Raw genomic sequence first — 26,138 nt, forward strand, 5'->3', positions numbered from 1 at the left:
TCTTCAGTGGAGCCGCTACAGGAACCAGACGTGTCGGTAGAGGGGCCAGCGCAGGACCATCTCGGCGGGCGGCGTGGTGCGCACGCCGGGGATGAGGTCCTTCTTCGCGAACCGCTCGTGCGCCTCGGCGTCGGTCCACACGCCGACGTCCTCGCCGACGAGGGCGCGCACCGTCGCGCGCGGGTCGGGCATGGTGTCGACCTCGAGGTCGGCGAGGTGGATCGGCGCCGGCGGCGGGACGTCGAAGGCGTAGGTGACGGCCAGGCCGGCGAGGTAGAGGTCGAGGCCGCCGCGCGGGTCGGGCCGGGAGAGGTCGCCCAGCTGCCGGTTGAGCTCGCGCACGAAGTACAGGACGTCCACGAACTGGGTCTCCACCCCGCCCCGGTAGGCCTTGTCGAGGATCACGAGCACGCGTCCGTCCACTCAGACCACCCCCATGACGACCGCGGCGGCGGCGGCGTCCACGTGCTCGGTGAACTTGAACGGCGGGCGCATCCGCACGCCCTCGATGTGGTCGACCGCGCCGCGCTCCTCGCTGCAGAAGCGGCACGAGTGCCAGGTGAGCCGGCCGGTGTGGGCCGCGAGCATCCGCCGCGCCAGGTGCGCGGTGCTCGGGTACTCGGTGCCCAGCGCGAGGAAGTTCCGCGGTTTGGCCTCGCCGAGGCTCTTCTGGGTGAGCATGGTGGCGTACCCGCACGTCCATATGTCGACTTTGGCCCCGCGCCGGAGCCCGGCCTCGGCCAGGCGCAGCGCCGTGGTCGCCATGTCGCTGTCGTGCGGCGCGCCCATGAGCGCCAGGAGCAGGTCCGATCGCGCGAGCGCCATCAGTGCCACACCACCGCGACGTCGCCGTCGAGCAGGAACCCGGCGAGCCAGTCCATGTCGGTGACCACGACGCCGTCGCCGAGGTCGTCAGGGCCGAGGCCGCGCTGGCGCAGCGAGTAGTCGTCCACGAGCACGCCCGCGCCGCTGTCGAGGCAGGCGCGCAGCTCCGGCGACGGCCCGGCGGCGGTGACGCCGTTCTCGACGAGGAGCACGGTGGACTCGACGCCCGCGTCGCGCAGGAGCCGCGCCTGCCCGAAGCAGGCGGGGAGCCGGTCGGGGGTGTGGTGGGTCTCGACGAGGAGGTGGTGGCGCGCCTCGGTCATGTCGTGAGGGCCTCTCCGCCGTCGATGCCGATGACGTTGCCGGTCATCCAGGCCGAGTCGGTGCGCGAGAGGAGCGCGACGAACTCGGCGACGTCCTCGGGGGTGGTGAGCCGCCCGTGCGGGTTCCCGCTGCGGGCCTTGTCGATGAGTTCGCGGTGCTCGGGGATGCGCTCGAGCGAGGGGGTCACGGTGACGCCGGCGCGCAGCAGGTTGACGGCGACGCCGTGCGGCGCGAGCTCGACCGCGAGCTGCCGGGCGTGGGCGGCGAGCGCGCACTTCGCGGCGGAGACGGCCCCGTAGGAGGAGGTCACGCGCAGGTCCCCGGCGCTGGTCATGGCGTAGACCTTCGCGCCGTCGCGGAGCAGGCCCGCGGCGTGGAGGTCCTGGGTCCAGTAGACGAGGCTGTTGGCCATCACGTCGAGGGTCATGGCGATCTGGCGGGCGGTGATGGCCTCGCCTTCGGGCGCGATGTACGGCAGGAGGGTGCCGAACGCGAGGGAGTGCAGGAGGATGCGCACGCCCGTGCCGGCGGCGAGGCCCTCGATGCGCGCGACGGTCTCGGCTCGGGCTTTGGCGTTGGCGGCGTTGATGTTGCAGTACTCGGCGGTGACGCCGTGCCCTTGGAGTTCGGCGACGAGCGCGTCGATGCCGGGCTGGGCGGCGGCGGTGTCGAAGTGGACGCCGATGATGTTGGCGCCCTGTGCGGCGAGGACGCGGGCGCAGGCCGCGCCCATGCCGCTGGAGGCCCCCAGGATGAGAGCCCACTGTCCTTTGAGCTCAGTCGGTTCCGGCATGCCGGTTCCCCTTTCGTTCGATGCGGGCCAGTGCGGTGTTGCCTCCGGCGCAGGCGACGAGCACGGCGCTGGAGGGCGGCCCGTCCTGGAGGGCGTCGGCGATCGCCATGGTTGCCTGGAGGCTGCCGGGGACGGACTCCACGGTGCGGGCGTCGACGGCCTTGCCGAACGCCGCCGCCACCGCCGAGTCGTCGGCGATGAAGGTCAGCGGCGTGCCCTCGTCCATCTGGAGCCGCGCGGCAGCGCGGTCGAACCACGCGCGGGCGCGCTCGACCGGGTCGCCCGCGGCGAGCGGGGAGAGGAACCCGGCCTCGACGGCGACGGTGCCGTGGCAATCAGAGCCGTCGTCCGCGCCGGAGACGAGGACGACCGCGCCGTCGTCGCCGCGCCGCTTGGGGCTCCCGGAGGCGGGGTGCTCGGTGGCCCCGGCCAGCAGGTGCTTCGCGCGGCCGTAGCGGATCGCGTTGGCGCCCACCAGGAGCGATTCGAGCCCGGCGGTGCCGGCGCTGGTGACCGGGACGTTGAAGGCCCGCAGCCCGTGCTCGGCGGCGAGCCGGGAGGGGATGAGGTTCACCGAGAAGTACGCGGCCGTGGCGGGGCTGAGCGCGACCGCGCCTTCGGTGCGGATGACGGCGTCCATCTGCGTGTGGAGCGCGGTGACGCCGTGGCTGGTGCCGATCACGGCCCCGATGTCCTCGACCGGCCCGGAGGGCTCGATCCCCGCGTCGGCCAGGGCGTCGCGGCCCGCGGCGAGCAGGTACTGGGAGGCGCGCGGCAGGTACTTGTAGCCGCGCCGGCCCAGCCGGGTGCGGTGGTCGAACCACCCTTCGGCGCTTTCGCCGGGGGCGGGCAGGGCGCGGCCGATGCCGGTGACCGCGAGCCGGTACGGGGCGTTCACGAGGCCCTCCCGATGAGCAGGGAGCAGTTGTTGCCGCCGAAGGCGTAGGCGTTCACCAGGACCGGGCCGTCTCCGAGCGGGACGGGTTCGCCGGAGAGGCGGATGCCCAGGCCCGCTTCGAGCGGCCCTACATCCACATTGGCCGGAACCTGGCCGTGCCGGAGCATGAGCACCGCGGCGGCCGCGGCCAGCGCCCCGGCCGCGCCCCCGGTGTGCCCGAGGAGCGCCTTGAGGCTGTAGGCGGGAGGGCGCTCGGCGAGGAGGCCGCCGATGACGCGGCTCTCCACCTCGTCGTTGAGTTCGGTGCCGGTGCCGTGCGGGATGACGGCGGCGATGCGGTCGGCGTCGATCCCGGCGTGCGCGAGCGCGTCGTCCACCGCGCGGCGGATCTGCGCCCCTTCGGGTTCGGGCGCGGTGGCGTGGTGGGCGTCGCAGCTCCAGCCGATGCCGTCGACGCTCGCCCACGGTGTGGCGCCGCGGCGGCGGGCGTGCTCGGCGGATTCGAGGACGAGGACGGCGGCGCCCTCGCCGAAGACGGTGCCGGCCCGGTCGGCGCTGAAGGGGCGGCACCGCAGCGGGTCCACCGCGCCGAGGCGGTTGAAGCAGCCGAGCGCGACCCGCGAATAGGCCTCCGTGCCGCCCGCGATCGCCACGTCGGCCTGGCCGGAGCGGATCAGGTCCGCGGCGGCGGCGATCGCGAAGCTCCCTGCGGCGCACGCGTTGCTGATGGTCAGGTTCGGTCCGCTCACGGCGAGTTCGGCGGCCATGAGGGCGGCAGAGGCGAACAGCGGGTCGTCGTCGGACGGCACGCTCCCGAGGGCGCGGCGGCGCTCCATCGCGGCGGACTCCCCCATGCCGGTGCCGAGGACGACGGCGGCTGGCGCGTCCGGCTCCAGCGCGAGGCCCGCGTTGGCGAGCGCTTCGACCGCGGCCGTCAGGCCCAGTCGCGCGGCCGAGGGCGCGGTGGCCCCGGCGGCCTCGTCGGGGACGAGGTACATGCCGGGGTGCGCGAAGCGCGCGTCCGCGTCCGGCACCGGCCGCGGGGCGCTGAGCCCCGCGACCATGCCGTTCCACATGGCGTCGATCCCGGCCCCCAGGCAGGAGGCGGCGCCGGCGCCGGTGATGACGACCGAGGTCATCGCCGCGCCGTGCCGTTGAGCGCCTGCAGGACCCGGTCGTCGAAGTCGACGAGGCTCCAGTCGCGGCGGCTGTCGATGGTCGCGTACCCGTGGATGATCGTGCCCGTGGCGACCGGCACGACCGCGCCGTCGCGGATCACGAAGCAGTCCATGCGGGAGGTGTACGTGGCGGTCTTGAAGACGTTCTCCACCGTGTAGACCGTGTACAGCTCCTCCTCCATGAGGGCCTCTTCGAGGAGCCGGACCCGCGAGTGCGGCACGACCGGGATCCAGGACCGGTCGTCGAGGAGGGTCTTGATGGAGATGCCGCGGTCGGCCAGGAAGAGGTCCACGACCTCCTCCATCTGCCGCAGGTAGCCCGACATCTGGACGCGCTCGGTGAAGTGGCAGTACATGTACGGGATGCGCCATTTCCAGGCGAAGGCGTTGCGGCCCTCGACGACCTGCGCGAGGACGTCGCCCGCGGGGTCGATCTCGGGCAGGTCGAGCACGTGGCCTGCGTGCAGCGCGTCCACGGTCCACTGCTCGAGGGCCTCGGCGGGCTCGGCGTCCCCGGCGTCGTCGTCCCGGCGCAGCAGGACCTTGACCTTGGCGGTCACGGCCCTGGTGCGCTTGCCGTCGCGGTCCACGGCGAGCCTCACGGTGAAGCGCAGGCCCTCGGCGTCGCCCTCCGCGGTCACGGTCGCGTGCGCCTCGTCGTCCATGTGGAGCGCGGTGAAGATCCGGGTGTCCAGGTCCACCAGCTCCACGCCGAGGGCGTGGCGCTCGTACAGCTCGCGGGCGGCCAGGCCGCTGCGGCGGAAGTGGCGCAGGACCGCTTCCTCGACCACGTAGTTGACGTGCTTGAACCCGATCCACGTGCAGATGTTGGAGCCCTCGTAGCGGACGGCGATCTCGGTCTCGGTGGTCTCGTGGAGCAGTCGGTCCAGGCTCTTCTTCAGGCTCATCGGATGTCTCCTCGTTCGGCGGTGGTGGCGGTGCGGGCGATGAAGTCGTTGAGGGCCTTGGCGAACCGGTCGGGGTTCTCCTGCATCGGGAAGTGCGCGCAGTCGTCGAGGACCCGCAGGTCGGCCCGGGGGAGCGCGGCGGCGAGCGCTTCGGCGTCGGAGGGGAACGCGGCCCGGTCGCGCCGCCCGGTGACGACCAGGCACGGCAGGTCCAGGTCGGCGAGCGGCAGGAACGGCGTGTCCATGTAGGCGCTGAAGAACCGCATCCACGCGTAGGGGCCGATGCGGTCGCGCACGTGGGCGGCCATGCCGAGGGCGATCTCGGGGTCGACCGGCCGGCGGGCCCGGCTCTGGATGCCCTCGGCGAGGATCTGGTGGAAGTTCTCCACGTAGTACGCCATGGCGTCCCACGGGAAGTCCTCGGTCTTCCGCCGGTAGAACGGCGAGACGAGCACCAGGGCGCGCACGGACGCCGTCTGCGGCGTGCGCCTGGCGATCCAGTGCAGCGCCAGCGCCGAGGCGAACGAATGGGCGACGAGCACGTGGATCGGCTCGCCCATGGAGTCAGCGGTGCGGTCGAGCCAGACGACGGGGTCGGGCTCGAACTGCCAGTCGGCGACGCCTTCGCCGCGCCAGGGCAGGTCGGCCGCCCACACCTTGCAGCCGGTGAGCTCGCCGCGCACGGACGCCCAGATCGCGGCGTCCGAGGCGAGGCCGTGCAGGAGCAGCGCGTTGTGCGGACCGTTCACACCGCACTCCCTTCGCGGTGGAGGGCGAGGCGCAGCCCGTCGCGGCCGGCGTCGGCCACGTCCGCCGACGCGGACCCGTTCGCGATCGCCTGCACCGCATCGACCGTGAGCAGCACGCCGCGGGCGCCCGAGGCGTGCTCGTGCCCCTCCGATGCCGCGGGCCCGCCCGCACGCTGCCATCCGGTGATCCCGGCGAGTGGCCGCCGGGCGCTGGAGCGGTGCTCCAGCACCAGGGCTGCGGCCCCGTCGAAGCAATCTGCGTCCTCAATGGACAGCAGGGCGGCCACGGCGGCGTTCGCGGGCTCCACGCCCACGACCACGACGCGGGCGGCCCGCCCGGAGCCGATGAGCACCGCGCCCATCCGGACCGCTTCGAGCCCCGAGCCCTCACCGCTGCAGAGCATCACGTTCGGCCCCTGAAGGCCGAAGCGGATCGCGATGGAGGAGGCGACGACGTTCGGCGAGGCGTTCGGCAGGTCCATCGGAGCCGTGCCGGCGGCGCTCTGGTCGCGAATGACCTCGGCGGCACGGCACACCGTGTCGAGGTTGCCGCGGTTGGAGCTGACCACCACGCCCGTGTCCGGCGACAGTGGACCGTTGCGCACGGTCCCGTCCGCGGCGCGCACGATCTCCTGGCCCGCGCTCTCCAGGGCCAGCAGCGCGGCGCTCATGCCGAGCTGGCTCGCCCGGTCCTTGTACCGCAACCCCTTGGGGCCCAGCACGCTCTTCGGTTCGAACCGCGCACCGGAAGCGTCGGCCAGTGTCACGCCGACGCCGGTGACCACGATGTCACGCCACCACACGGGCGCCTCCTTCGACGACGGCGACGGCGTTGACGCCGCCGAACCCGAACGCGTTGACCTGCGCCAGTCGCGCCCGCTCCAATGCGGTCGCCGCAGTGGCCCAGGCGAAACCGGCGGCCTCCTCGATCGGGTGCTCCAGGCCCACGACGGGCGGGACGCGCCCCTCACGAAGGCACCACAAGGCCACGACCAGGCTCAGCAGCCCGGAACCGCCGGACGTGTGGCCGGTCATCGACTTGATCGCCGTCATCGGCGCGGCAGGACTCGGACCGAACACGCCGCGCATCGCGAGCGCCTCCGTCCGGTCGTTCAGGACCGTGCCGGTGCCGTGCGCCAGCACCAGGTCGATGTCGCCGGGAGTGACGCCCGCACTGGCGTGGGCCGCGCGGATCGCCGCGGCGATCCCGGCCTCGTCGGGTGCGGTGACATGCGCGGCGTCGCAGTTGACGCTCACCGAGCGCACCGTCCCCCAGGCGCCCGTGCCCCGTTCCAGGACCACGGCGACCGCGCCGTCGCCCATGACGACGCCGCGCCGGTCCTCGTCGAAGGGCCGCACGGCGCCCGGCGGATCCGGCTGCACCCGGTCGAGCAGGCCGAACATGCTCTCGGTGATCGTGTCGACGCCCGCGACGACCACGGTGTCGGCCTCGCCGAGCGCCAACAGGTCGGTGCCGAGGGCGAGGGCGTACAGCGAGGCCGAGCACGCGTTGGTCACGGTGTGGACCTCACCGGCGCCGAAGCGCTCGCGCACGGCTTCGCCGAAGTCCAGCGCCGACTCCTCCACAGAGGACCCGTCGAGCCACGCGAGCTCGGCGGTGCGCAGCTCGCGCAGGCCCGTCCCGATCACCACGGGCACACCGTTCAGGTCACCCAGCCCGGCGTCCTTACACGCCTGGGCGATCGCCTCCAGGAGCCAGCCGGTCGCCCGGCCCGGGCGGTCCTCGCCGCCGGGCCGGTCGTCGATCTCGTACGCGCCGGGCATCGAGTACTTGGCCGGGTCGAAGCCGCGCAGCGGCGCCCACCCGGACCGACCTTCGCACAGCGCCGCCGCGATCTCGTCCACCCCTGAGCCGACGCTGCACCGCGCGCCGACGCCCGCGACCGCCCACGTCATGCCAACGCTCCCACAGGCTCGCACCTGCTGAACACGACCACGGCGTTGTTGCCGCCGAACGCGAGTCCGTTGTTCTGGACCACGGACACCTCGGTCTCGATGGCGTGGTTGGGAACGCAGTCGAGGCCGCATTCGGGGTCGGTGGTGCGGTGGTTGATCGTCGGCGGGATGAACCCCTCCGAGATCGCGAGCGCGCAGCCGATCGCGGACAGCGCGCTGGCCGCCCCCATGGTGTGGCCGATCATGGACTTCATGGAGATGGTGCGGGGCATCCGGTCGCCGTAGACCTGGCGGATGGCCCTGGCCTCCGTCACGTCGTTGGCCTTGGTGCCGGTGCCGTGCGCGGAGATGAAGTCGACCTCGTCGGTGGTGACGCCGGCGTCCTTGAGCGCCAGGTCGATGCATTCGGCGATGCGGTCCTCGTTGGGGGCCACGGGATGGTGGGCGTCGCAGTTGAGGCCGTAGCCGCGCACCTCGCCGTAGATGCGGGCCCCGCGCCGCAGGGCGGACTCGAGGCTCTCCATGACCAGGACGCCGGCGCCTTCGCCGGTGAGGATGCCCTGGCGGTCGGCGTCGAACGGGCTGCAGTAGCGCGGCGCGATGGTGCCGAGCCGGTAGAAACCGGTGAAGGTCTTGCGGCACAAGGCGTCCGCCCCGCCGCAGATCGCGAAGTCGGCTTCGCCGGCGCGGACGACGTCGTAGCCGTACCCGATGGCGTAGTTGCCGGCCGCGCACGCGGTGGGGAGGGTGATGGCCTCGACGTCCGTGAGGCCCATCTCGCGGGCGATCATGGAGGAGAGGCGGCCGGCGGGGATGCGCGAGACCGCCTGCGGGGTCATGTACTGCGGCCCCTGCTCGACGTCGACCTGCGCGAGGGCGTCGAGGTCGCGCGATTCGCCGTCGGTGGTGCCGATGGAGATGAGGGCCCGGTGCTCGCGCAGGACCTCCAGGTCCAGAGCGGCGTCGCGGAGCGCGAGGTGCGCGGCGGCGATGGCGAACTGGGTGGCGCGGCCGAGCGCGTCGGGGTCGAGGTGCTCGATCCAGTCGCGGGGCTCGAAGTCGACGATCTCGCACGCGTACGAGTACTCGTACCCGGTCGTGTCGAAGGAGGTGACCGGCCGGGAGCCGTCGCGGCCTTCCCTGAGTCCGCCGAGGAAGGCGTCGGCGCCGACGCCGATGCTGGAGACCGGGCCGAGACCGGTGACGACCACGCGGCGCGCGGCCTCCGTCCGGGCTTCGGGGATGCGGTTCATGCGATCGCCGCTCTCACTCGTTGCCGGAGGCCGCGGCGACGACCTTGTAGATCCCGGCGAGGTTGACCATCTCGGCCATCTGCGACTGCTCGATGGTGATGTCGAAGGTCTTCTCGAGGGAGGCGACGATCTCGATGGCCAGCAGCGAGTCGGCGTCGTGGTCGTCCTTGAAGAGGCTGGTCTCGGTGACCTCGTCCGCGTCCAGTTCGAGGATGTCGCAGATGAGGACCTTGATCTTCTCCTTGACGGTGTCATCCAAGTGCGGCATGGCTGCTCCCTTGCTCGTGGGTTCGACACGAGCCAAGGTATGGGCGGTCAGGGCCGGCTCCAAGGGAATGTCCACTTGGTGCCATCAGGTCCTCGCGGGAGGGGCTTCGCGGGCCGGCGGCTGGCAGTTTCCTGCCAGCGCGCCGGGGCGCTCAGGGTTCGAGCTGCGAGAGGCGCCAGGCGAGCTGGAACCGCGTCTCCACGCCGAACGCCTCCATGAGGAGCGAGAGGTAGCGCCGGTAGGTGCGCACCGAGACCTTCATGCGCTTGGCGGCGACCTCGTCGATGCAGCCGTCGCGCAGGTGCTGGAGGAGCTGCTTGTTGACGGGGCAGTCGAGGAGCTTGCGCAGCCGCCGGTACCGCTCGGGCGTGAGGGAGAGGCACCAGTTCTGCTCGAACTCGTCGGAGAGGGAGCGCACGAGTTCGGGGACGGCGAGGCGGATGACGAGTGCGTAGGCGGTGGTGACGCGGGTCTTGACGAGCGCCGTCTCCTTGTCGATGATGGCGAACTCGGGGATGGGCTTCCAGGCGGTCCTGACGTCGACGAGTTCGGGCCGCAGGCCCAGCGGGATCTGGTCCTCGGCGCCGCGCGGGGAGTCGTCCGGGCGGCAGAGGGCGCGGAACCTGGTGCGGGGGGTGAGCCGGCGGCGCACGTGCTCGTACCGGGGGAGGTCGTCGCGCCATTCGGGCCGCACCGTGTAGGTCATGTCGACCTGCTGGGGCACGCCGTGTCTGTCCATGTACGAGATGAGTTGCGGCAGTATCGACTCCTCGGCCTTGACCGGGACCTTCTCGGCGGTCTCGACGACCATCTCGCTGCCGACGATCCGGTCTATCAGGGTGATCACTTGCTGCAGCGGCATTTCCGTGCCGGCGTGATCGCTCATTCACTGCACCTTCCCGATCGAGGGATTGCGCCCGTTTCCGGGCAGAGATCGATCCATGGGCAAGAATGGAGGTGACTCGGCGACTTCGACGCTGAAGTCGTGACCGGCACGCCCCGTGCGGAGGGCGTCGCAGAGTGGCGTGCTGCATTCGATTATGCCCGACTACTGCCGGTGCGTGAGCGCTCGAATACTCCTATTTCCAGTCGCGGCTCGGCGGCCGCGACCTCCATCGTGCCGTCGACGCGGTTGCGGCGCCGTCAAGGCGGCCCCCTGGGACGACCAGTGGTGCGAGGTTGGCCGCTTGGTTCGCATGCGACCGACCGGGTGGTTGCGACCAGTGGTGCCGTGTCATCGAACAATGGTGAAATAGACGGGAATGTATCGGCCCATTTAAATGGTTAATGCTCATTCCAATTGCGCCGGGGGCCGATTCCGGACTGCTGTCGCGTAACGCAGAACACTCGCCGAATTGTCGGCGCCGCAGGCCTTTTCGGAGCATTGCGTCCCGACTTCCGACATTTGCGAACGCATCGGTAGAAATTGCGTTCGCATTCAGTGGCAGGGGCACTGGGAGTCCGGCCCGGGACGTCCGCTACAAGGCTCGGGGCAGCGCTCGGCGAGGCGCTCGCGGCGCGTAGCATGACCGCGACTGCCACGCCGATCAGTCCAGCAGCCGGGAACGCCCTTTCCACGGGCGGGCCGGGATGCCAGAGTTCGGTGAGGACCGACCAGAACGGAGCCGACAGTGACCGACCCGATCACCATCCCCGCAGAGCTGCTGCCCGCCGACGGGCGCTTCGGCTCCGGCCCTTCCAAGGTGCCGGCCGACGCGATGAGCGCGCTGTCCGGTCTGGGCAGGTCCGTCATGGGCACCTCCCACCGCCAGAAGGCGGTCAAGTCCGAGGTCGGGCGCCTGCGCGCCGGCCTGGGCGAGTTCTTCTCGCTGCCGGACGGCTACGAGGTCGTCCTGGGCGTGGGCGGCGCGACCGCGTTCTGGGAGGTCGCCGTGTTCGGCCTCGTCGAGGACCGCGCGCAGGCCGCCAGCTTCGGCGAGTTCGGCTCGAAGTTCGCCAAGGCCATCAAGATCGCCCCGCACCTGGGCGAGCCCACGATCGTCACCGCCGACCCGGGCACGGCCGCGTACCTCTCCTTCGAGGACGGCGTCGACGCCTACGCGACCCCGCACAACGAGACCTCCACGGGTGTGGCCGTGGACGTCAAGCGCGTCGCCCATGAGGGCGCGCTCATGCTCCACGACGCGACCTCGGCGGCGGCGGGCCTCCCGGTGGACCTCACCGAGACCGACTGCTACTACTTCGCGCCGCAGAAGGGCCTGGCCTCCGACGGCGGCCTGTGGATCGCGATCCTGAGCCCGGCCGCGATCGAGCGCGCTGAGCGCATCGCCGCCTCCGGCCGCTACATCCCGGCGTTCCTGGACCTGAAGACCGCGATCGACAATTCGCGCAAGGACCAGACGTACAACACCCCCGCGGTCGCCACCGTGGTGCTCGCGGCCGAGCAGGTCGACGCGCTCAACGCCGCGGGCGGCCTTGACGCCGCCGCGAAGCGCTGCGCCGAGTCGGCCGGGGCCGTGTACTCGTGGGCCGACGCCCGCTCGTTCGCGGACCCGTTCGTGACCGACCCCGCCCTGCGCTCGAACGTGGTCGCCACGATCGACTTCGAGGGCGTGGACGCGGCCGAGATCGCGAAGGTGCTGCGCGCCAACGGGATCGTGGACACCGAGCCGTACCGGAAGCTGGGCCGCAACCAGCTGCGCATCGCGACCTACCCGGCCGTTGACCCCTCGGACGCGGCCAAGCTGACCGAGGCGATCGACTTCGTGGTTGAGAAGCTCGGTTGAGAAGCTCGGCTGAGAAGCTCGGTTAGAGAACTCGGCTGAAAGAGTCCGGCGAGAAGCTCGGCTGAAGCCGGGTGGAGCACCACCTTCGCATGCGGTTCGGCTGCAAGGCTTTCGGCCGGTCGGGTGGAGCACCACCCGCATGGCGCTCCGCCCGACCGGTTCCAAAGTAGCGTCCGGGTACGACATTTCCCGGGCGCGCGCCGCTGAGCAGGCGCGACAAGCGAAAGCGAGGCCGGTCCAATGCGGACCGGCCTCGCGTCGTCTTCCTCGGGCGCTAGAAGCCGAGGCGGCCGTAGTCGCCGAAGGCCTCCTCGACGTCGTCGAGCTCGATGCCGTAGCGCGAGAGGTGGTACTCGTGGCTGCGGCGCATCCCCGGGCGGGCCAGGACCTGCTCGAGGTTGGCCTCCTCCGCGGCGGTCCACTCCATGCCGAGCTGCGCGAACAGCTTCGGCATCAGCGCGTGCGGGTCGGCCGTGAAGGTGTGGTACGGCACGTCGACGAAGCGCTCGCGCGAGGCCGCGGAGCGCACTCCGCGCGCCTTGGACACGCCCTTGCCGAAGATGTCGAGCCACTCCGGGCCGATCTTCGAGGGGTCGTACGAGCGGTGGTGCAGCGCCCGCCCGGTCTCCACAAGGGAGCACCAGGAGCCCATGACGGTGGAGGGGTCGCGGTGCATCCACACGATCTGGGCGTCGCCGAAGACCTTGAGGAGCACGTCGAGGTTGAACAGGTGGAAGGGCGACTTGAGGACCCAGCGCCGGCGCGGCTGGTGCCACTGCAGCACCTGGAGCACGCGCTTGAGGTGCTCGTAGTCCCCCGTGTAGTCGCGCTCGTCGACCCAGCGGCGGTAGGCGGGCATCGTCGCGCGGGTGAGGAACTGGTACCCGTGGGGCAGCGCGAACACGCACTCCTCGGGCTGCAGCGCGTTCATCGGGTGGATGAGGTCCCACACCGGTGAGGCCTTGCTCGCGAGCGAGGCCATCGTCTGGGCGTCCTTGATGAGCTTGTCGCGCAGCTTCGGGTCGATGTCGCCGCGGTGGGTGTTCATGAGCTCCCACATGAGCGGGGCCCGGTTGCCCTCGGGCTGGATGAGGATCTTGTGGGTGACCGTGGTGGCGGTGCGCGGGAGGCCGACGACCACGATGGGGCGCTCGATCGGCTCGCGGGCGATCTCGGGGAACTCCGTGATGAGCCGCTCCACCCGCAGGTGGTTGGTCATGCGGCGGGTCAGGTCGTCGATGAAGCCCTGCCAGCCGATCATGGAGAGCGAGTCCAGCTTGGCGATCTCGCGCATGAGGAAGCGGTAGGAGTCGACGAACTCGCGGGCCACGCCGGCGTCGGCCTCGGCCTGGTGCTCCGCGCGGTGGACCATCCGGTCGAACACGTGGTCCACCCGGGACCGCTGGGACGAGACGCGTGGAGCGCTGATGGTGTTGACGGCGGTGAGCCAGCGGGCAGTGCGGCGCATGGTGCCTCCAGAGCAAAGGGGTTCCAACACGAAGAGTTTTTCATGCCCGGCCGGCCGATCGCCTTCAGCTACATTGGCTCTGTGGAACCAGCTCCCGACCTCGAACGCCTCCGCCTGCTGCCCGAGCTCATCGAGCACCAGCGGGTGCGCACCACCCCGGTGCGGGCGAACGACTTCGCCGAGCCCCTGGCCGAGCCGAGCCCGTTCCGGGCGAGCGCGCAGCGCCTCACGTTCGACGACGGCTCCCACCTGTTCGCCAAGCTCACCGAGCACGCCCCCGCCGACTACCTCGCGGCCGAGGCCAACGGGCTGCGGTGGCTGCGCGAGGCCACGCCCGCCGCGGTCGAACTGCTGTACGCCGACGACCGGCTGCTCGTCGAGCCGTGGATCGAGCCGGCCGCGCCGACCCGCGCGCACGCCGAGGAGCTGGGCCGCCGCCTCGCGGCCATGCACGACGCGGGCGCCGACCGCTTCGGCGCCCCCTGGACCGGCTACATCGGCGAGACCTTCATGGACAACGGCGCGGCCGGAAGCACCTGGGCCGAGTGGTACGCCGCCAAGCGCATCGAGCCGTACCTCAAGCCCTCCCGGGACAACGGCGCGCTCGACGCCGCCGACGTCACCGCCATCGAGGCCCTGGCCGCGAAGCTCCCCGCGCTCGCCGGACCCGAGGAGCCGCCCGCCCGCACCCACGGCGACCTGTGGTGGGGCAACGTGCACTGGGGCGCCGACCAGGCCTGGCTCATCGACCCGGCCGCGCACGGCGGCCACCGCGAGACCGACCTGGCGAACCTGCGGCTGTGGGGCGGCCTGCCGATGTTCGAGGCCGTCATCGCCGGGTACACCGAGGTCCACGCGCTTGAAGCCGAGTGGGAGGAGCGGACCCCGCTCCACCACCTGTTCCCGCTGCTGGTCCACACGACCCTCTTCGGGCGCATGTACCGCGACCAATTGCTGGGAAACGTGTCTCACTTTACGAAACTGTCATATTGACGAACTAGGCTCGACGCATGGCAGCACCGACTCCGACCCAGGGGACCGCGAACACGCCGTCCCCGGCTCTCGGCCTGCGCGACCGGCACGGCCGCACCGCCACCGACCTGCGCGTCTCCCTCACCGACCGGTGCAACCTGCGCTGCACGTACTGCATGCCCGAGGCCGGGCTCCCCTGGCTGCCCAAACCCGAGCTGCTCACCGACGCCGAGGTCTCGCGCCTCGTCGGCATCGCCGTCCGCGACCTCGGCGTCAACGAGGTGCGGTTCACCGGCGGCGAACCCCTCCTGCGTCCCGGCCTCGTCGACATCGTCACCGCCGCCGCGGCGCTCGAACCGCGCCCCGAGATCTCCCTGACCACCAACGCGATCGGCCTCGAACGCCTCGCCGCCCCGCTCGTCGCGGCCGGGCTCGACCGCGTCAACGTCTCGCTCGACACCCTGAACCCCGGCACGTTCAAAGAACTCGCCAAGCGCGACCGCCTCGAAGCCACCCTCCGCGGCATCGAGGGCGCCGCCGCCTCCGGGCTCGCCCCGGTCAAGCTCAACACCGTGCTCATGCGCGGCGTCAACGACGCCGAGGCCCCCGCCCTCCTGCGGTTCGCCATCGCCCACGGCTACCAGCTGCGGTTCATCGAGCAGATGCCGCTCGACGCCGCAGGCGTGTGGCGCCGCGACGAGATGGTCACCGCCGCCGAGATCCTCGAAGCCCTCAAAGCCGAGTTCGACCTGGTCCCCGACCCGGCCCACCGCGGCTCGGCCCCGGCCGAGACCTGGCTGGTCGACGGCGGCCCCGCGAAAGTGGGCGTCATCGGCTCGGTCACCCGCCCGTTCTGCGGCGACTGCGACCGCACCCGCCTCACCGCCGACGGCCAGGTGCGCAACTGCCTGTTCGCGCGCGGCGAGACCGACCTGCGCGGCCTCATGCGCGAGGGCGCGTCCGACGCCGAGATCGGCGCCCGCTGGCGCGAGGCCATGTGGGGCAAGCTTCCCGGGCACGGGATCGACGACCCGTCGTTCCTGCAGCCGGCCCGCCCGATGTCGGCGATCGGAGGGTGAGCGTGGTGACGGTGCGGTACTTCGCGGGCGCGAAGGCGGCTGCGGGGATCGGCGAGGAGCAGGTCGCCGCCGCCGATGTCGCGGAATTGAAGACCGTGCTCGCGAAGCGGCACGGCCCGGTGCTCGACAAGGTGCTCGCCGCCTCGACCCTGCTGGTGGACGGCCTGGCCGCGAAGGACCCCGCGACCGTGCTCCCGGCGGGGGTGACGGTGGAGGTGCTGCCGCCGTTCGCGGGCGGATGAGGCCCAGGCGCATGGACCGGTCTCGGCAGCGCGTGGTGCGCGATCCCGCGGGATCACGACATGTGAAAGCGGATATTCCGGATTTGTCCGCGCAGAGGCCCCCTATCCATGACCGTACGTCAAGGGTCCGACACACATGGGCGTCGGCGGCTCCCGCGATCGGCCGCCGAGCAGACGAATGCGAGTCGCCCTCGCAAGCGCGCGGCCCCCGCTTCGGGCCATCGCTAGACGAGACGCCCTCGCGGCCTGGGGCGCGACCCGCCCGGGCGGGAGCCGCTTCGGGGTACGCGCCGTCTGTCTGCGAGGATGCATAGGTGCGCCGTCCTGATGAACGCAAGCAACCGCAGGTGGCGTCCCCGCTGTTCGAGCTCTCCGCGGGCATGCGGACCACCGCCGAGCGGCGCCGCCGCGCGCAGCGGTCCCACCACTCCAGGTACGTCCGCGAAGCCGTGCCGATGCCCGAACCGGCGTTGACGACACGGACCCCCGACCCCTGGATGGACTCCGCGCCCCTGCTCACGGGCATGGACGAGGTCGGCGCGGGTCTGCTCGACTCCCTGGACGCCATGCAGCGCGTCGCCGCCTCCGCCGGACGCGGCCCGCTGCTCATCAACGCCTCCCCCGGGACCGGCAAGACGCACCTGCTCATCCGCCGCGTCGCCTACCTCGTGCAGGAGCTGGGCGTCCCCGCCCGCCAGTGCCTGATTCTCGCCGCGTCCGCGACCGGCGCCGCACGCATCCGCCGCGAACTGGGCGCGCTCATCGGCCGCGAGGCCGCCTCGATCACCGTCGCCGAGTTCGACGACTTCGCCGCCGCGAGCCCGCCCGAACTCGGGCACGTCTTCATCGACGACCTCCCGCGCATGCCGATGCGCCTGTTCCGCCAGGTCACCGAGCACCGCGGCAGCGAAGCGGACATCACCGCCACCGGCGACCCCGACTCGGCCCTGGTCACCGGGGAGCCCGCCGCGTTCGCGGCCTTCGGCGAGCAGTTCCCGCAGGCGCACGTCATGCGCCTCTCGCGCAACCACCGCAGCCCGGCCGCCGTCCTCGTCGCCGCCTCGCAGGTGATCGAGCCGATCAGCCGCGTCCCCGGACGGCTCGTGCAGCCCGAGCGCCCCGCGCTGGAAGGCTCCGGGATCGGCCGGTACTTCGCGATCGACGCCGACGACGAGAAGCGCTTCGTCGAGGACCTCACCGACCGGCTCGCCGAGCTCGGCGTCGACCCCGATGACTTCGCGGTGATCGGCCCTGACGGCATGTCCGTCGCCGAAGCCGCCGAAGGCGAGTTCCGGGTGGTGTGCCTCACCGGGGTGACCGCCGAGGACTGGCCGAACACCGCCGCCGCCCGCCGGGAGCTGTACGTCGCGCTCGGGCGCACGCGGGACCTCGCCTACGTGAGCCACACGGGCGCGGGCTCGCCTCTTCTGGCCGATGTGGACCAAGGGCTCTTCAGTCCATTCGGGATGGTCCCTCAGGATCGTTCGGGCCCTGAGCAGCCGCGACTGCTGTAAGGCCGCGAGGGAGCCGAGCCGAGTTCCCACGCGATGACAGGCGTATGGGCCACAATAGTCGGGTAACCGCACTCTGACGCTGAGCGCAACCGCGCGCTGGGAGGCCCCGATGGAGCACACCGAAGAGGACACTGCGCCTCTGCACCGGCCGGATGCTCCAGGGTGGTCGCCGTTCGCGCCGCCAGGTGCGAACCGTGAGTACAGTGCGCCGCCAGGTGCGGACCATGAGCAGAGCGCGCCGCCAGATGCGAACCATGAGCAGAGCGCGCCGCCAGGTGCGAGCCATGAGCAGAGCGCACCGCCAAGTGCGAACCATGAGCACAGCGCACCGCCAAGCTCGTTCGGCGAGCAGACCGCCCCGCCAAGCTCGTTCCACGAGCAGAGCGCACCGCCAGTCGCAAGCCGCGAGCGAAGCGCCCCGCCCGAGGCCGACGATCCGTACCAGGTCCCGGAAGTGAACGGTCGATACCAGGCTTCTTCAGCCGTGCAAGACCGGCACAGTGCCCCTGAGGACGTCATGAACCAGCCGTACGAAGCCGTGGCCGAACCGATCCGCAACCCGCGCAGCGGCGACCACGTGCCGAGTGCACCGCCGCCGCCCGCGACCCCGATGCCCGGCGCGCAGTCCTCATACGAGGCACCGCCCTCGCAGTACGCGGCCCCGCAGTCCGACACCGGCGGCGGCTGGCCCTCCCCGCCCGCGTCGACCCACTCGGACCACCAGGTCGGTGCGCCGCCCATGTCCGCGTCGCCCGTCCACGTCCCGGTCCCGGTGTTCCCCGACCACGCGGGCGCGCTCGAACGCCTCGGCGTGACCGCCGACGACTTCTCGTCCCGCCGCGTCGTGCCCCCGCGCCCGCCCGTCGCCGAGACCGGCCTGCGCGGCGCCCTCCACCGCTTCAGCTTCGGCATGGTCGCCCTCCCGCCCGGCCCGCGCGAACGCGCCCGCCAGCGCGCGGTCGACACCGTGCGCCGCAACTTCGGGGGCCTACGCCAGATCACCGTCGTCAACCCGAAGGGCGGCGCGGGCAAGACCGTCGCGGTCCTCATGCTCGCCATGACCTTCGGCCGCCACCGCGGCGGGTACGTGCTCGCGTGGGACAACAACGAGACGCAGGGGACCCTGGGCATGCGCGCCCAGCAGGACTTCCACGTCCGCACCGTCCGCGACCTGCTGCGGGACCTCGACCATTTCCGGGGTCCGACCGGCCGCATCGGCGACCTCTCGCAGTACGTGCGCGCCCAGGGCGGCGCGATGTTCGACGTGCTGGCCTCGGACGAGTCGGCGACGGCCGGGGAGATGCTCACCTCGCGGGCGTTCGGGGACCTGCGCGAGGCGGTGTCGCGCTTCTACAAGCTCATCGTGGTCGACACCGGCAACAACGTGCGGGCGGCGAACTGGCAGGCGGCGATCGACGCGACGGACCAGCTGGTGGTGACGATGTCGGCCCGCAACGACTCGGCGGAGACCGCCGCGCGGATGCTCGACCACCTGGAGCAGACCGGCCGCCGGGACCTGGTGCGCGGGGCGGTGTCGGTGGTGTCGATGCCCGCCCACCGCAAGGACGTCGACCTGCCCGCGGTGCAGCGGCACTTCGCGGCCCGCACGAGGGCGGTCCTGCTCGCGCCGTATGAGAAGCTCCTCGACTCGGGGGAGCCGATCCGCTACGACTCGTTGAGCAAGGCGTCGTCCGCGGCCTGGCTGCGGATCTCCTCGTCGGTCGCCGAGGGCCTGTAGGACGCCAGCAGCCCGACGAGCCCGATCGCGGCTTCGGCGAGGCGGTGGTCGTCCTCGTCGGCGTGGCCGAGGACGAGCGCGCCCTGGATGAACACGAGGACAGTGCGGGCCAGTCGGTCTGGGGCGGTCCCGGGGTCCATCTCGCCGCGCTCGACCGCCCGTGCCAGGATCGCGGCGAGATCGCGTTCGAGTTCCGTCCAGGCTTCCTGGACGCGGCGCATCGTGGCGGGGTCGTCGGCCAGCTCCACCGCGGCGCGCACCACGAAGCCGCCCTCCTTCGAGTGGCGGGCGACGACGTCGAGGAGGTCGCCCACGACCCGCGGGGCGTCCACCCGGTCGTCGTCTTTTCTCTCGAGGGCGCGGAGGGTGATCGAGCGGAGCTCCGGCTCGGTGTCCTCTCGGTAGCGGCCCAGTGCCGTTATGTAGAGCTGGTGCTTGGAGCCGAATGCGGCGTAGAGCCCGGCGCGGTTCATGCCGGTCGCCGCGACGAGGTCCGACATGGAGGTGGCGGAGAACCCGCGCTCCAGGAAGACCCGTGTCGCAGCGCGAAGAACTCTGTCCAAATCGGCGTTCTTATTTCTGCTCACGTTGTGCACCGTATCGACACCCGGTGCTACGGGTCAATAACCGGAAGGCGAGAGTTCACTCGCGTGGCGCGAGTGAACGGCTGCACTGTGCGACCGGTCAGCTTGACACCCAGCGAATCCACCCGCGAGAATGACCCCAAACTGAACAGGCGCCAGGCGGGGGAAGTCCGGTGAAAGGCCGGCGCTGACCCGCAACGGTAGTCGCGGTACGTCAACTCAGACAACTGCCGAGCACCCTTCTCTACGCTCGGTCCACCCGCGTGAGCCCGAATGCCCGCCGACGCCGCCCGAATTTGTCAACGCCTGTCGTGGTCTACAGGCGCTTGCGGCGCCGCCGCCTGCCCGAAGACCCCACTCGCTCTAGGAAAGGTCAGGCAATTGCGCCACCTGCCCGCACGACTGCTGGCCGCCGCCGCGGTCGTGCCCATCTCCGTCTTCGCCTCCGCCGCACCGGCGCAGGCCCAAGAGGCCCCGTTCGGGCAGCCCGCCCAGGCTGCCGCGTCCTGGCTCGTCGCCCAGTCGGACGGCACCTCTTGGAACAATGACGTCTCGTCCTCGCTCGACGCCGTCATCGCCCTGGAGGCCGCCGGCGTCGGCGGCGACCAGGTGCAGGCCACCCTCGAGTGGCTCAACAGCAACGAGATCCTCACCCCGTACGTGCTCCCCACGCCCGACGGCGCGACCGAGCCCGCACTGAACGCCGGCTCCGCCGGAAAGGTCATGTACACCGTCGCCACCGCCGGCGGCGACCCGACCAACTTCGGCGAGATCCGCCTCGCCGCCGAGGTCACTGCCTCGCAGACCGCGAACGGCACCTACGGCGACGGCACCGCCGCGACGACCGCCTGGGCCGTGCTCGGGCTCTCGCGCACCGACACCCCGGCGGGCGCGGAGGCCGCGGCCGGCCTCGCCGCGGTCCAGTGCCCGGACGGCGGGTTCAACTACATGGACGTCGACGGCGGGGACGACTGCGTCTCCGACCCCGACACGACCGGCCTGGTCGCCTCGGCGCTGGCGACGCTCGGCGAGCCCGGTTCGGCTCCGCTGGACTCCGCCGTGGCGTGGCTCGAGGGCGCGCAGGCCGAGGACGGCGGGTTCGACAACGGCTTCGGCGAGAACGCGAACTCGACCGCGATGGCCGCGCAGGCGTTCCTCGCCGCCGGTCGCGAGGACGCCGCCGAGAACGCGGTGACGTTCCTGCTCGGGCTGCAGTTCGACTGCACCGCCGAGCAGCCGGGCGCGATCATGTACACCGACCCGGAGGACCCCGAGTTCGGTGAGGCCTCGCGCCTGCTGGCGACCGCGCAGGCGATCGTCCCGATCGCGGGCCAGGACCTCGCGAACCTGGACGCCTCGGACATCGAGGCCGCCGTGCCGGGCACCGGCTGCGAGAGCGCCGACGCCGGTGACGAAGGCACTGGCGAGGCCAGTGCCGACGCGGGCGACGACGAGGGTTCGAACTCGTGGCTGCCGTGGGTGATCGGTGCCGCCGTCGTGGTGCTGGCCGCGCTGGTCATCGGCTTCGCCCTGAAGTCGCGCCGAAGCGGCGACGCTGACGCCGCTGCGGCCCCCGCCGCGGGCGAGACGCCTGCGGACGAGCCGAAGGACGAGTCCGGCGAAGCGACTGCGGACGACAACACCGACAAGCAATAGTCGGCTCGTGTCCCGAAGCGAACACAACGCAGGCAGCGCCCGCCATCCCGGCGGGCGCTGCCTGCGCGCTCACCAAGTGCCGACACGACGCCGTACCGCCGCGGCACGCACCTCCGCACGAGTGACCACACTCCCGGCCGCGATCGCCGCCGCGATGCTCGCGAAAGCAATCGCCGTGCGGACCGCGTCCATCGACCTCAATTCGCTGGCTGCCACGCTCATCGCTGCGCTTTCGACCGCGGTGTTCACCGCACTCGCCGCCGTCGCACCGCGCGGCGGTGTCGTACCCGGATGGGACGCTTGTGCTCGGGGGCGTCGCGATCGGACACACCCGACCTCGGGGGCCGGACTCCGTCGCCCGGGTACTGCCGCACCCCGCCGCCTCGCCGCCCTCGCGGCCGCGCTCCTCACCTTCTTCTTCGCGACCGCGGCCCCCGCAGCACCCGCCTTCGCGCAGTCCGGCTGCGCCGGCGTCACCGTCGTGGTCGACTTCGGTCCGCTCGCGGCCGCCGATGCGGCCGAGCCCGCCACGGGCTGCGCCGCCGACCCGGCGAACGGCCTGGACGCGCTCGCGCAGGCAGGGTTCTCCGTCACCGAGGTGGCCTCGATCCGCGGCATGGTCTGCCGGATCGACGAGCTGCCCGAGAGCACTTGCGCCACAGCGCCTCCCGCGAAGGAGTACTGGTCGTACTGGCACGCCGAGGCCGGCGACGCCGCATGGTCCTACTCGCCCGTGGGCGGCGCGGACTCCAGCCCCGACGCGGGCGATGTCGAGGGCTGGTCCTTCGGCGACGGCTCCGCGCCCGCCCTCGCGCCCGCCGATGCCGCCGCCGCTGCCGAAGGAGCCGCGACGGAAGCGCCCCGAGACCGCTCCTACACCTGGCTTTTCGCCGTCGCCGCGCTCGCCGTCATCGCCGGGCTCGTGTTCTGGCGCGTGCGCCGCGACCGGCGCGCGTGAACGGGCCCGCAGGCATGCCGACCCGACCCGTCACGAGCGCGCCCCGGACCCGCACCGCCGACGTGCCGAGAGCCGCCCGCCGCACCACGCACCCCGTGGCCTGGTGGGGCTGGGCGCTGCTCCTCGCCACCGCCGCCGGGCGCACCGGGAACCCGTGGCTGCTCCTGCTCATCGTCGCGGTCGCCGGCCTGGTCGTCACCTGGTGCCGCGGCTCCGAGCCCTGGTCGGGCGCGTACCGCGTCTTCCTCGTCATCGGGCTCAGCGCGATCGCGGTCCGCATGGCGTTCTACATCGTCTTCGGCGGCTCGGACGGCCCCACCGTCCTCTTCTCCCTCCCCTCCGCGACCCTCCCCGAATGGGCCGCGGGCTTCCGGCTGGGCGGCGATGTGACCGCCGAGGGCGCACTCGCCGCCGCCTACGACGGCCTGCGGCTCGCGACCCTCCTCGTCTGCGTGGGCGCGGCGAACGCCCTCGCGAGCCCCCGGCGCCTCCTCCGCTCGGTCCCGGCCGCGCTGTACGAGGTGAGCGTCGCGGTCGTCGTCTCGCTCTCGGTCGCGCCGCAGCTCGTCGAGAGCGTCGGGCGGGTCCGTCGAGCAAGGGCGTTGCGCGGCAACACGAGTCGCAGCCCGGCGAACCTCATGCGCACGGTCGTCTCGCCGGTGCTGCACGACGCGCTCGACCGATCGCTCGCCTTGGCCGCCGCGATGGCCTCGCGCGGGTACGGACGCGCCGCGGGCATTCCCGTCACGGCCCGTCGCGCCACCAGCGTCTCACTCCTCATTGGACTCGTCGGTCTCTGCGCGGGCGCGTACGCGCTCCTCTCCGCCGCAACGCCCGCGCCGCTCGCCTGGACCACCGTGGCGTGCAGTGCGGCCGTGTCGGTCTTCGGGATCGCGTTCGCCTCCAGGCGGGTCCCGCACACCCGCTACCGGCCCGACCACTTCGGCGGGCGCGACTGGGCGATCGTCGCCTCCGGTGCCGCGGCCGTCGCCGGAACCGTCCTCAGCGGCATCTACGAACCGGCGGCGCTGTGGCCCGCCACGAATCCGCTCGCAGTGCCGGACCTGCCGATGTGGGCCGCGGGCGGCATCCTCCTCGCCACCGCGCCCGCCCTGCTCGCGCCGTCCTCAAGAGGAGGAACACCATGAACCCCGGCGGGATCGCCTTCGACCACGTCTCCTTCGCGTACACGGGCACGCCCGTGCTCGACGACGTCTCCTTCGACCTCCCCGAGGGTGAGTTCTGCCTGCTCGTGGGCCCGACCGGCGCGGGCAAGTCGACCCTGCTCAAAGCCGTGAACGGGCTCGTCCCGCATTTCACCGGCGGCACCGTCACCGGTCGGATCACCGTGGCGGGCAGGGAAGTTCGCGGATCGACCCCCGCCGACCTGGCCGACCTCGTCGGGTACGTGGGCCAGGACCCGCTGGCGGGCTTCGTGACCGACGAGGTCGAACGCGAGCTCGCCTACACCGCCGAGCAGCTCGGCGTCGACCCGGCGGCGATGCGCAAGCGCGTCACCGAGATCGTGGACCTCCTCGGCCTCGCCGACGTACGCGACCGCGACCTCGCCGCCCTCTCCTCCGGGCAGCGCCAGCGGGTCGCGATCGGCGCGGCCCTCGTCGCCGGGCCCGCCGCGCTCGTCCTGGACGAGCCGACCTCCGCACTCGACCCGACCGCCGCCGACGAAGTGCTCTCGGCGCTGCACCGCCTCGTGCACGACCTCGGCGTCACGGTGCTCCTCGCCGAGCACCGCCTCGAACGCGTGGCCCAGTACGCCGATTCGGCGCTGCTGCTCGACGGCGGCAAGGTGACCGCCGGTCCCGTCGGCGAGGTCCTGGGGGCGTCACCGATCGCGCCGCCGGTGGTGGAGCTCGGCCGAATCGCCGGCTGGCCCGGCCCGCCGGTGACGATCCGCGAGGCCAGGCGGCACGCCGCGGAGCTGCGCCGATCGCTCTCCGAACACCGCCCGCCGACCGAGGTCAGCGCACCCGGTCGCCGCAAGAGCGCCCCGTCCGAGGCCGGCCCGCCGCTGCTGGAGGCCCGCGGCGTCCACGTCGAGTACCCCGGCGGGGTGCGTGCCGTCGACGGCGTGGACCTCGTCGCCGGACGCTGCGAGCGCATCGCCCTCATGGGCCGCAACGGCTCCGGCAAGTCCAGCCTCCTCTGGGCCCTGCAGGGAACCGGGAAGCGCTCGGGCGGCACGGTCGCGATCGGCGGCACCGACCCCGCGACCCGCAAACCGGCCGAGCGCCGCACCCTCGCCGGCCTCGTCCCGGCCGAGCCCGCCGACCTGCTCTACGCCGAGACCGTTGCGGCCGAGTGCGAGGGCGCCGACCAAGACGGCCGCGTCCCGCCCGGCACCTGCGCGAAGATCCTCGCCGACCTGGTGGAGGGCGTGGACGAGAACGCGCACCCACGCGACCTCTCCGAAGGCCAGCGGCTCGCCCTGGCCTTGGCCGTGACCCTCACGGCCGCACCGCCGCTGCTGCTGCTCGACGAGCCGACCCGCGGCCTGGACTACCCGGCGAAGGAGGCCCTCGCCGCGCGCCTGGGCAAGCTCGCCGATGCCGGGCACTGCGTGGTCGTGTCGACCCATGACGTGGAGTTCTGCGCGGAGTTCGCGAGCCGCGTCGTGATCCTCTCCGACGGGGAGGTGGTCGCGGACGGGCCGGCCCGCCAGATCGTGGCCGCCTCGCCGATGTTCGCCCCGCAGGTCGCGAAGGTCCTGCCGGGCTGGTTGACGGTGTCGGAGGTGGCGGAGGCCCTGGGCCGAAGCGGCGAGGGCGCGACCGGAAGCGGGACGGGCGATGTCGAGGGAGCCTGAGCGGCCGCCGTCGGCCCGGCCCTCGGCGTCCGGCGACAACGAGCCGCCGGCGCAGCCTACGGAACCCGATGCCTCGGTGCCGCCACCTGCGAACCCGGACTTCGCGCCTTCGAGCCGGGCGGAACCGAACGCTAAGCCACCCACCGACACCGCCCCATCGGACCCGGCGGCACCGAACACCAAGGCGTGCCCGGCCGCTCACGCCGATTCAGCACCTTCGCGCCCTGCGGGGCCGAACGTCGCACCCTCGCACCCGCCGGAACCCGAGGCCCTGGCACCGCTATCGCCAGCAGAAGACGCAACAACCCGACCTGCGCAATCCCCCGTCACGGCACCGCGCCCGGCCGTGCGCTGGAAGGCCGCGCTCGCGCTCGTCCTTGCGGCCGGGTTCGGGCTGGTAGCGATGTCGTGGCCGCTGCTCGCGGCCCCGGGCGGCGCGCTGACCGAGACCACCTCAGGCCCTTGGCTGTTCGCGCTGCTCCTGCCGCTCGTCACCGCCGTCGTGCTGCTCCAGCTCACCGACGGCGGCTTGGACGCCCGCGCCGTCGCGATGCTCGGGGTCCTCTCCGCCGTGGTCGCGGCGGTGCGCCCGTTCGGGGCGGGGGCGGCCGGGGTGGAGACGGTGTTCTTCCTGCTCATCCTGGCGGGCAGGGTGTTCGGGCCAGGGTTCGGGTTCATCCTGGGCTGCACGGGCCTGTTCGCGTCGGCGCTGCTCACGGGCGGGGTGGGGCCGTGGCTGCCGTACCAGATGTTCGCGGCGGCGTTCGTCGCGCTCGGCGCAGGGCTCCTGCCGCAGACGCCCGAGACCCGCGCCGGTCGCACGACCGAACTGGCGATCCTCGCCGTCTACGCCGCCTTCTCCTCGATCCTCTACGGACTCCTCCTCAACCTCTCGTTCTGGCCCTTCGCGATCACCCACGGGAACCTCGCCTACGTGCCGGGCGGCGGCTTCGGCGAGAACCTGTCCCGGCTCCTCGCGTACTCGCTCGCGACCTCCCTGGGCTGGGACATCGGGCGAGCGATCACCACGATCGCACTCGTACTCCTCACAGGCCCGCTCCTGCTGCGCGTCATGCGCAGAGCCGCCCGCAGGGCGAACTGGGTCTGAACCGCTCCTTCACCAGAATCGGCCGTCACGCGGCGCGGCTTCCCGCGCCGCGTGACGCTCGGTGGCTCTACCCCCCGCCCCCCCCCCCGGGGGGGCCCCGGGGGGGGGGGGCCCCCCCCCCCCCCCCGCCCGGAT

Annotated in this window: 25 protein-coding genes and 1 pseudogene; 11 read left to right on the plus strand and 15 right to left on the minus strand. The window is 72.4% G+C overall.

The window, feature by feature from the left end:
• Nucleotides 1-15 precede the first annotated feature (15 nt).
• The 13 genes from QWI33_RS29090 to QWI33_RS29150 form a co-directional block, all read right to left on the minus strand.
• Entirely contained in the window at nucleotides 16-423 is a 408-nt protein-coding gene (locus tag QWI33_RS29090) for a hypothetical protein (protein WP_289960111.1), read from the minus strand.
• Nucleotides 424-825, minus strand: a complete 402-nt coding sequence (locus tag QWI33_RS29095) for a DsrE family protein (protein ID WP_289960112.1) — start codon at nucleotides 823-825, stop codon at nucleotides 424-426.
• Complete coding sequence (locus QWI33_RS29100) at nucleotides 825-1,148, minus strand: hypothetical protein (protein ID WP_289960113.1); 324 nt, start codon at nucleotides 1,146-1,148, stop codon at nucleotides 825-827. Before QWI33_RS29100 ends, QWI33_RS29095 begins: the two co-directional genes overlap by 1 nt.
• A complete protein-coding gene (locus QWI33_RS29105; protein ID WP_289960114.1) occupies nucleotides 1,145-1,942 on the minus strand; it encodes an SDR family oxidoreductase in 798 nt (265 codons plus the stop codon). The genes QWI33_RS29100 and QWI33_RS29105 overlap by 4 nt, the downstream gene beginning before the upstream one ends.
• Complete coding sequence (locus QWI33_RS29110; RefSeq protein WP_289960115.1) at nucleotides 1,926-2,840, minus strand: beta-ketoacyl synthase N-terminal-like domain-containing protein; 915 nt, start codon at nucleotides 2,838-2,840, stop codon at nucleotides 1,926-1,928. The genes QWI33_RS29105 and QWI33_RS29110 overlap by 17 nt, the downstream gene beginning before the upstream one ends.
• A complete protein-coding gene (locus tag QWI33_RS29115; protein ID WP_289960116.1) occupies nucleotides 2,837-3,979 on the minus strand; it encodes a beta-ketoacyl-[acyl-carrier-protein] synthase family protein in 1,143 nt (380 codons plus the stop codon). The genes QWI33_RS29110 and QWI33_RS29115 overlap by 4 nt, the downstream gene beginning before the upstream one ends.
• On the minus strand, nucleotides 3,976-4,926 hold the full coding sequence (locus QWI33_RS29120; RefSeq protein ID WP_289960117.1) for a thioesterase family protein: 951 nt from the start codon (nucleotides 4,924-4,926) through the stop codon (nucleotides 3,976-3,978). The genes QWI33_RS29115 and QWI33_RS29120 overlap by 4 nt, the downstream gene beginning before the upstream one ends.
• Nucleotides 4,923-5,675 (minus strand): alpha/beta fold hydrolase, encoded by a 753-nt coding sequence (locus tag QWI33_RS29125; protein ID WP_289960118.1) that lies wholly within the window; start codon nucleotides 5,673-5,675, stop codon nucleotides 4,923-4,925. The genes QWI33_RS29120 and QWI33_RS29125 overlap by 4 nt, the downstream gene beginning before the upstream one ends.
• Nucleotides 5,672-6,478 carry a beta-ketoacyl synthase N-terminal-like domain-containing protein gene (locus QWI33_RS29130; protein WP_289960119.1) on the minus strand — a complete coding sequence of 269 codons (807 nt, stop codon included), beginning with the start codon at nucleotides 6,476-6,478 and terminating at the stop codon, nucleotides 5,672-5,674. The genes QWI33_RS29125 and QWI33_RS29130 overlap by 4 nt, the downstream gene beginning before the upstream one ends.
• Nucleotides 6,465-7,592, minus strand: coding sequence for a beta-ketoacyl synthase N-terminal-like domain-containing protein (locus QWI33_RS29135; RefSeq protein ID WP_289960120.1), 1,128 nt, complete (start codon nucleotides 7,590-7,592; stop codon nucleotides 6,465-6,467). Before QWI33_RS29135 ends, QWI33_RS29130 begins: the two co-directional genes overlap by 14 nt.
• Entirely contained in the window at nucleotides 7,589-8,845 is a 1,257-nt protein-coding gene (locus tag QWI33_RS29140; RefSeq protein WP_289960121.1) for a beta-ketoacyl-[acyl-carrier-protein] synthase family protein, read from the minus strand. The genes QWI33_RS29135 and QWI33_RS29140 overlap by 4 nt, the downstream gene beginning before the upstream one ends.
• 13 nt (nucleotides 8,846-8,858) lie before the next feature.
• Nucleotides 8,859-9,113 carry an acyl carrier protein gene (locus QWI33_RS29145; RefSeq protein WP_289960122.1) on the minus strand — a complete coding sequence of 85 codons (255 nt, stop codon included), beginning with the start codon at nucleotides 9,111-9,113 and terminating at the stop codon, nucleotides 8,859-8,861.
• 151 nt (nucleotides 9,114-9,264) lie between these two features.
• Nucleotides 9,265-9,999, minus strand: a complete 735-nt coding sequence (locus QWI33_RS29150; RefSeq protein WP_289960123.1) for a helix-turn-helix transcriptional regulator — start codon at nucleotides 9,997-9,999, stop codon at nucleotides 9,265-9,267.
• A 745-nt stretch (nucleotides 10,000-10,744) separates the two neighbouring features.
• Between QWI33_RS29150 and serC the strand changes: the two genes are divergently transcribed.
• The gene (gene serC, locus QWI33_RS29155; protein WP_289960124.1) at nucleotides 10,745-11,860 is read left to right on the plus strand and encodes a phosphoserine transaminase; all 1,116 of its coding nucleotides are present in this window, start codon (nucleotides 10,745-10,747) and stop codon (nucleotides 11,858-11,860) included.
• A gap of 274 nt (nucleotides 11,861-12,134) precedes the next feature.
• Here serC and QWI33_RS29160 read toward each other — a convergent pair whose 3' ends face one another.
• Nucleotides 12,135-13,328, minus strand: coding sequence for a sulfotransferase family protein (locus QWI33_RS29160; protein WP_289960125.1), 1,194 nt, complete (start codon nucleotides 13,326-13,328; stop codon nucleotides 12,135-12,137).
• 81 nt (nucleotides 13,329-13,409) lie between these two features.
• Between QWI33_RS29160 and QWI33_RS29165 the strand changes: the two genes are divergently transcribed.
• The 5 genes and pseudogenes from QWI33_RS29165 to QWI33_RS29185 form a co-directional block, all read left to right on the plus strand.
• Nucleotides 13,410-14,321 (plus strand): fructosamine kinase family protein, encoded by a 912-nt coding sequence (locus tag QWI33_RS29165; RefSeq protein ID WP_289960126.1) that lies wholly within the window; start codon nucleotides 13,410-13,412, stop codon nucleotides 14,319-14,321.
• 17 nt (nucleotides 14,322-14,338) lie between these two features.
• Nucleotides 14,339-15,379: a GTP 3',8-cyclase MoaA gene (gene moaA, locus QWI33_RS29170; RefSeq protein ID WP_289960127.1), complete on the plus strand. Its 1,041-nt coding sequence runs from the start codon at nucleotides 14,339-14,341 to the stop codon at nucleotides 15,377-15,379.
• 2 nt (nucleotides 15,380-15,381) lie between these two features.
• Entirely contained in the window at nucleotides 15,382-15,621 is a 240-nt protein-coding gene (locus QWI33_RS29175; RefSeq protein WP_435367612.1) for a MoaD/ThiS family protein, read from the plus strand.
• A 314-nt stretch (nucleotides 15,622-15,935) separates the two neighbouring features.
• Nucleotides 15,936-17,135, plus strand: a complete 1,200-nt coding sequence (locus tag QWI33_RS29180) for a UvrD-helicase domain-containing protein (protein WP_289960129.1) — start codon at nucleotides 15,936-15,938, stop codon at nucleotides 17,133-17,135.
• Nucleotides 17,136-17,820: 685 nt separating this feature from the next.
• Nucleotides 17,821-18,873, plus strand: a pseudogene (locus tag QWI33_RS29185) (MinD/ParA family ATP-binding protein); the annotation flags it as partial.
• Here QWI33_RS29185 and QWI33_RS29190 read toward each other — a convergent pair.
• Nucleotides 18,801-19,436, minus strand: coding sequence for a TetR/AcrR family transcriptional regulator (locus QWI33_RS29190; RefSeq protein WP_289960131.1), 636 nt, complete (start codon nucleotides 19,434-19,436; stop codon nucleotides 18,801-18,803). The pseudogene QWI33_RS29185 and the gene QWI33_RS29190 sit on opposite strands and share 73 nt — an antisense overlap.
• Nucleotides 19,437-19,838: 402 nt before the next feature.
• On the opposite strand from QWI33_RS29190, the gene QWI33_RS29195 reads away from it, so the two are divergent.
• From QWI33_RS29195 to QWI33_RS29215, 5 genes are all read left to right on the plus strand, one after another.
• The gene (locus QWI33_RS29195) at nucleotides 19,839-21,113 is read left to right on the plus strand and encodes a hypothetical protein (protein WP_289960132.1); all 1,275 of its coding nucleotides are present in this window, start codon (nucleotides 19,839-19,841) and stop codon (nucleotides 21,111-21,113) included.
• 121 nt (nucleotides 21,114-21,234) lie between these two features.
• Nucleotides 21,235-22,071, plus strand: coding sequence for a hypothetical protein (locus QWI33_RS29200; RefSeq protein WP_289960133.1), 837 nt, complete (start codon nucleotides 21,235-21,237; stop codon nucleotides 22,069-22,071).
• A gap of 14 nt (nucleotides 22,072-22,085) precedes the next feature.
• A complete protein-coding gene (locus tag QWI33_RS29205; RefSeq protein WP_289960134.1) occupies nucleotides 22,086-23,219 on the plus strand; it encodes a CbiQ family ECF transporter T component in 1,134 nt (377 codons plus the stop codon).
• A complete protein-coding gene (locus QWI33_RS29210; protein WP_289960135.1) occupies nucleotides 23,216-24,895 on the plus strand; it encodes an ABC transporter ATP-binding protein in 1,680 nt (559 codons plus the stop codon). Before QWI33_RS29205 ends, QWI33_RS29210 begins: the two co-directional genes overlap by 4 nt.
• A 403-nt stretch (nucleotides 24,896-25,298) precedes the next feature.
• Complete coding sequence (locus QWI33_RS29215) at nucleotides 25,299-26,003, plus strand: ECF transporter S component (RefSeq protein ID WP_435367613.1); 705 nt, start codon at nucleotides 25,299-25,301, stop codon at nucleotides 26,001-26,003.
• Nucleotides 26,004-26,138: the final 135 nt, after the last annotated feature.

It is taken from the genome of Glycomyces tritici, from assembly GCF_030403505.1.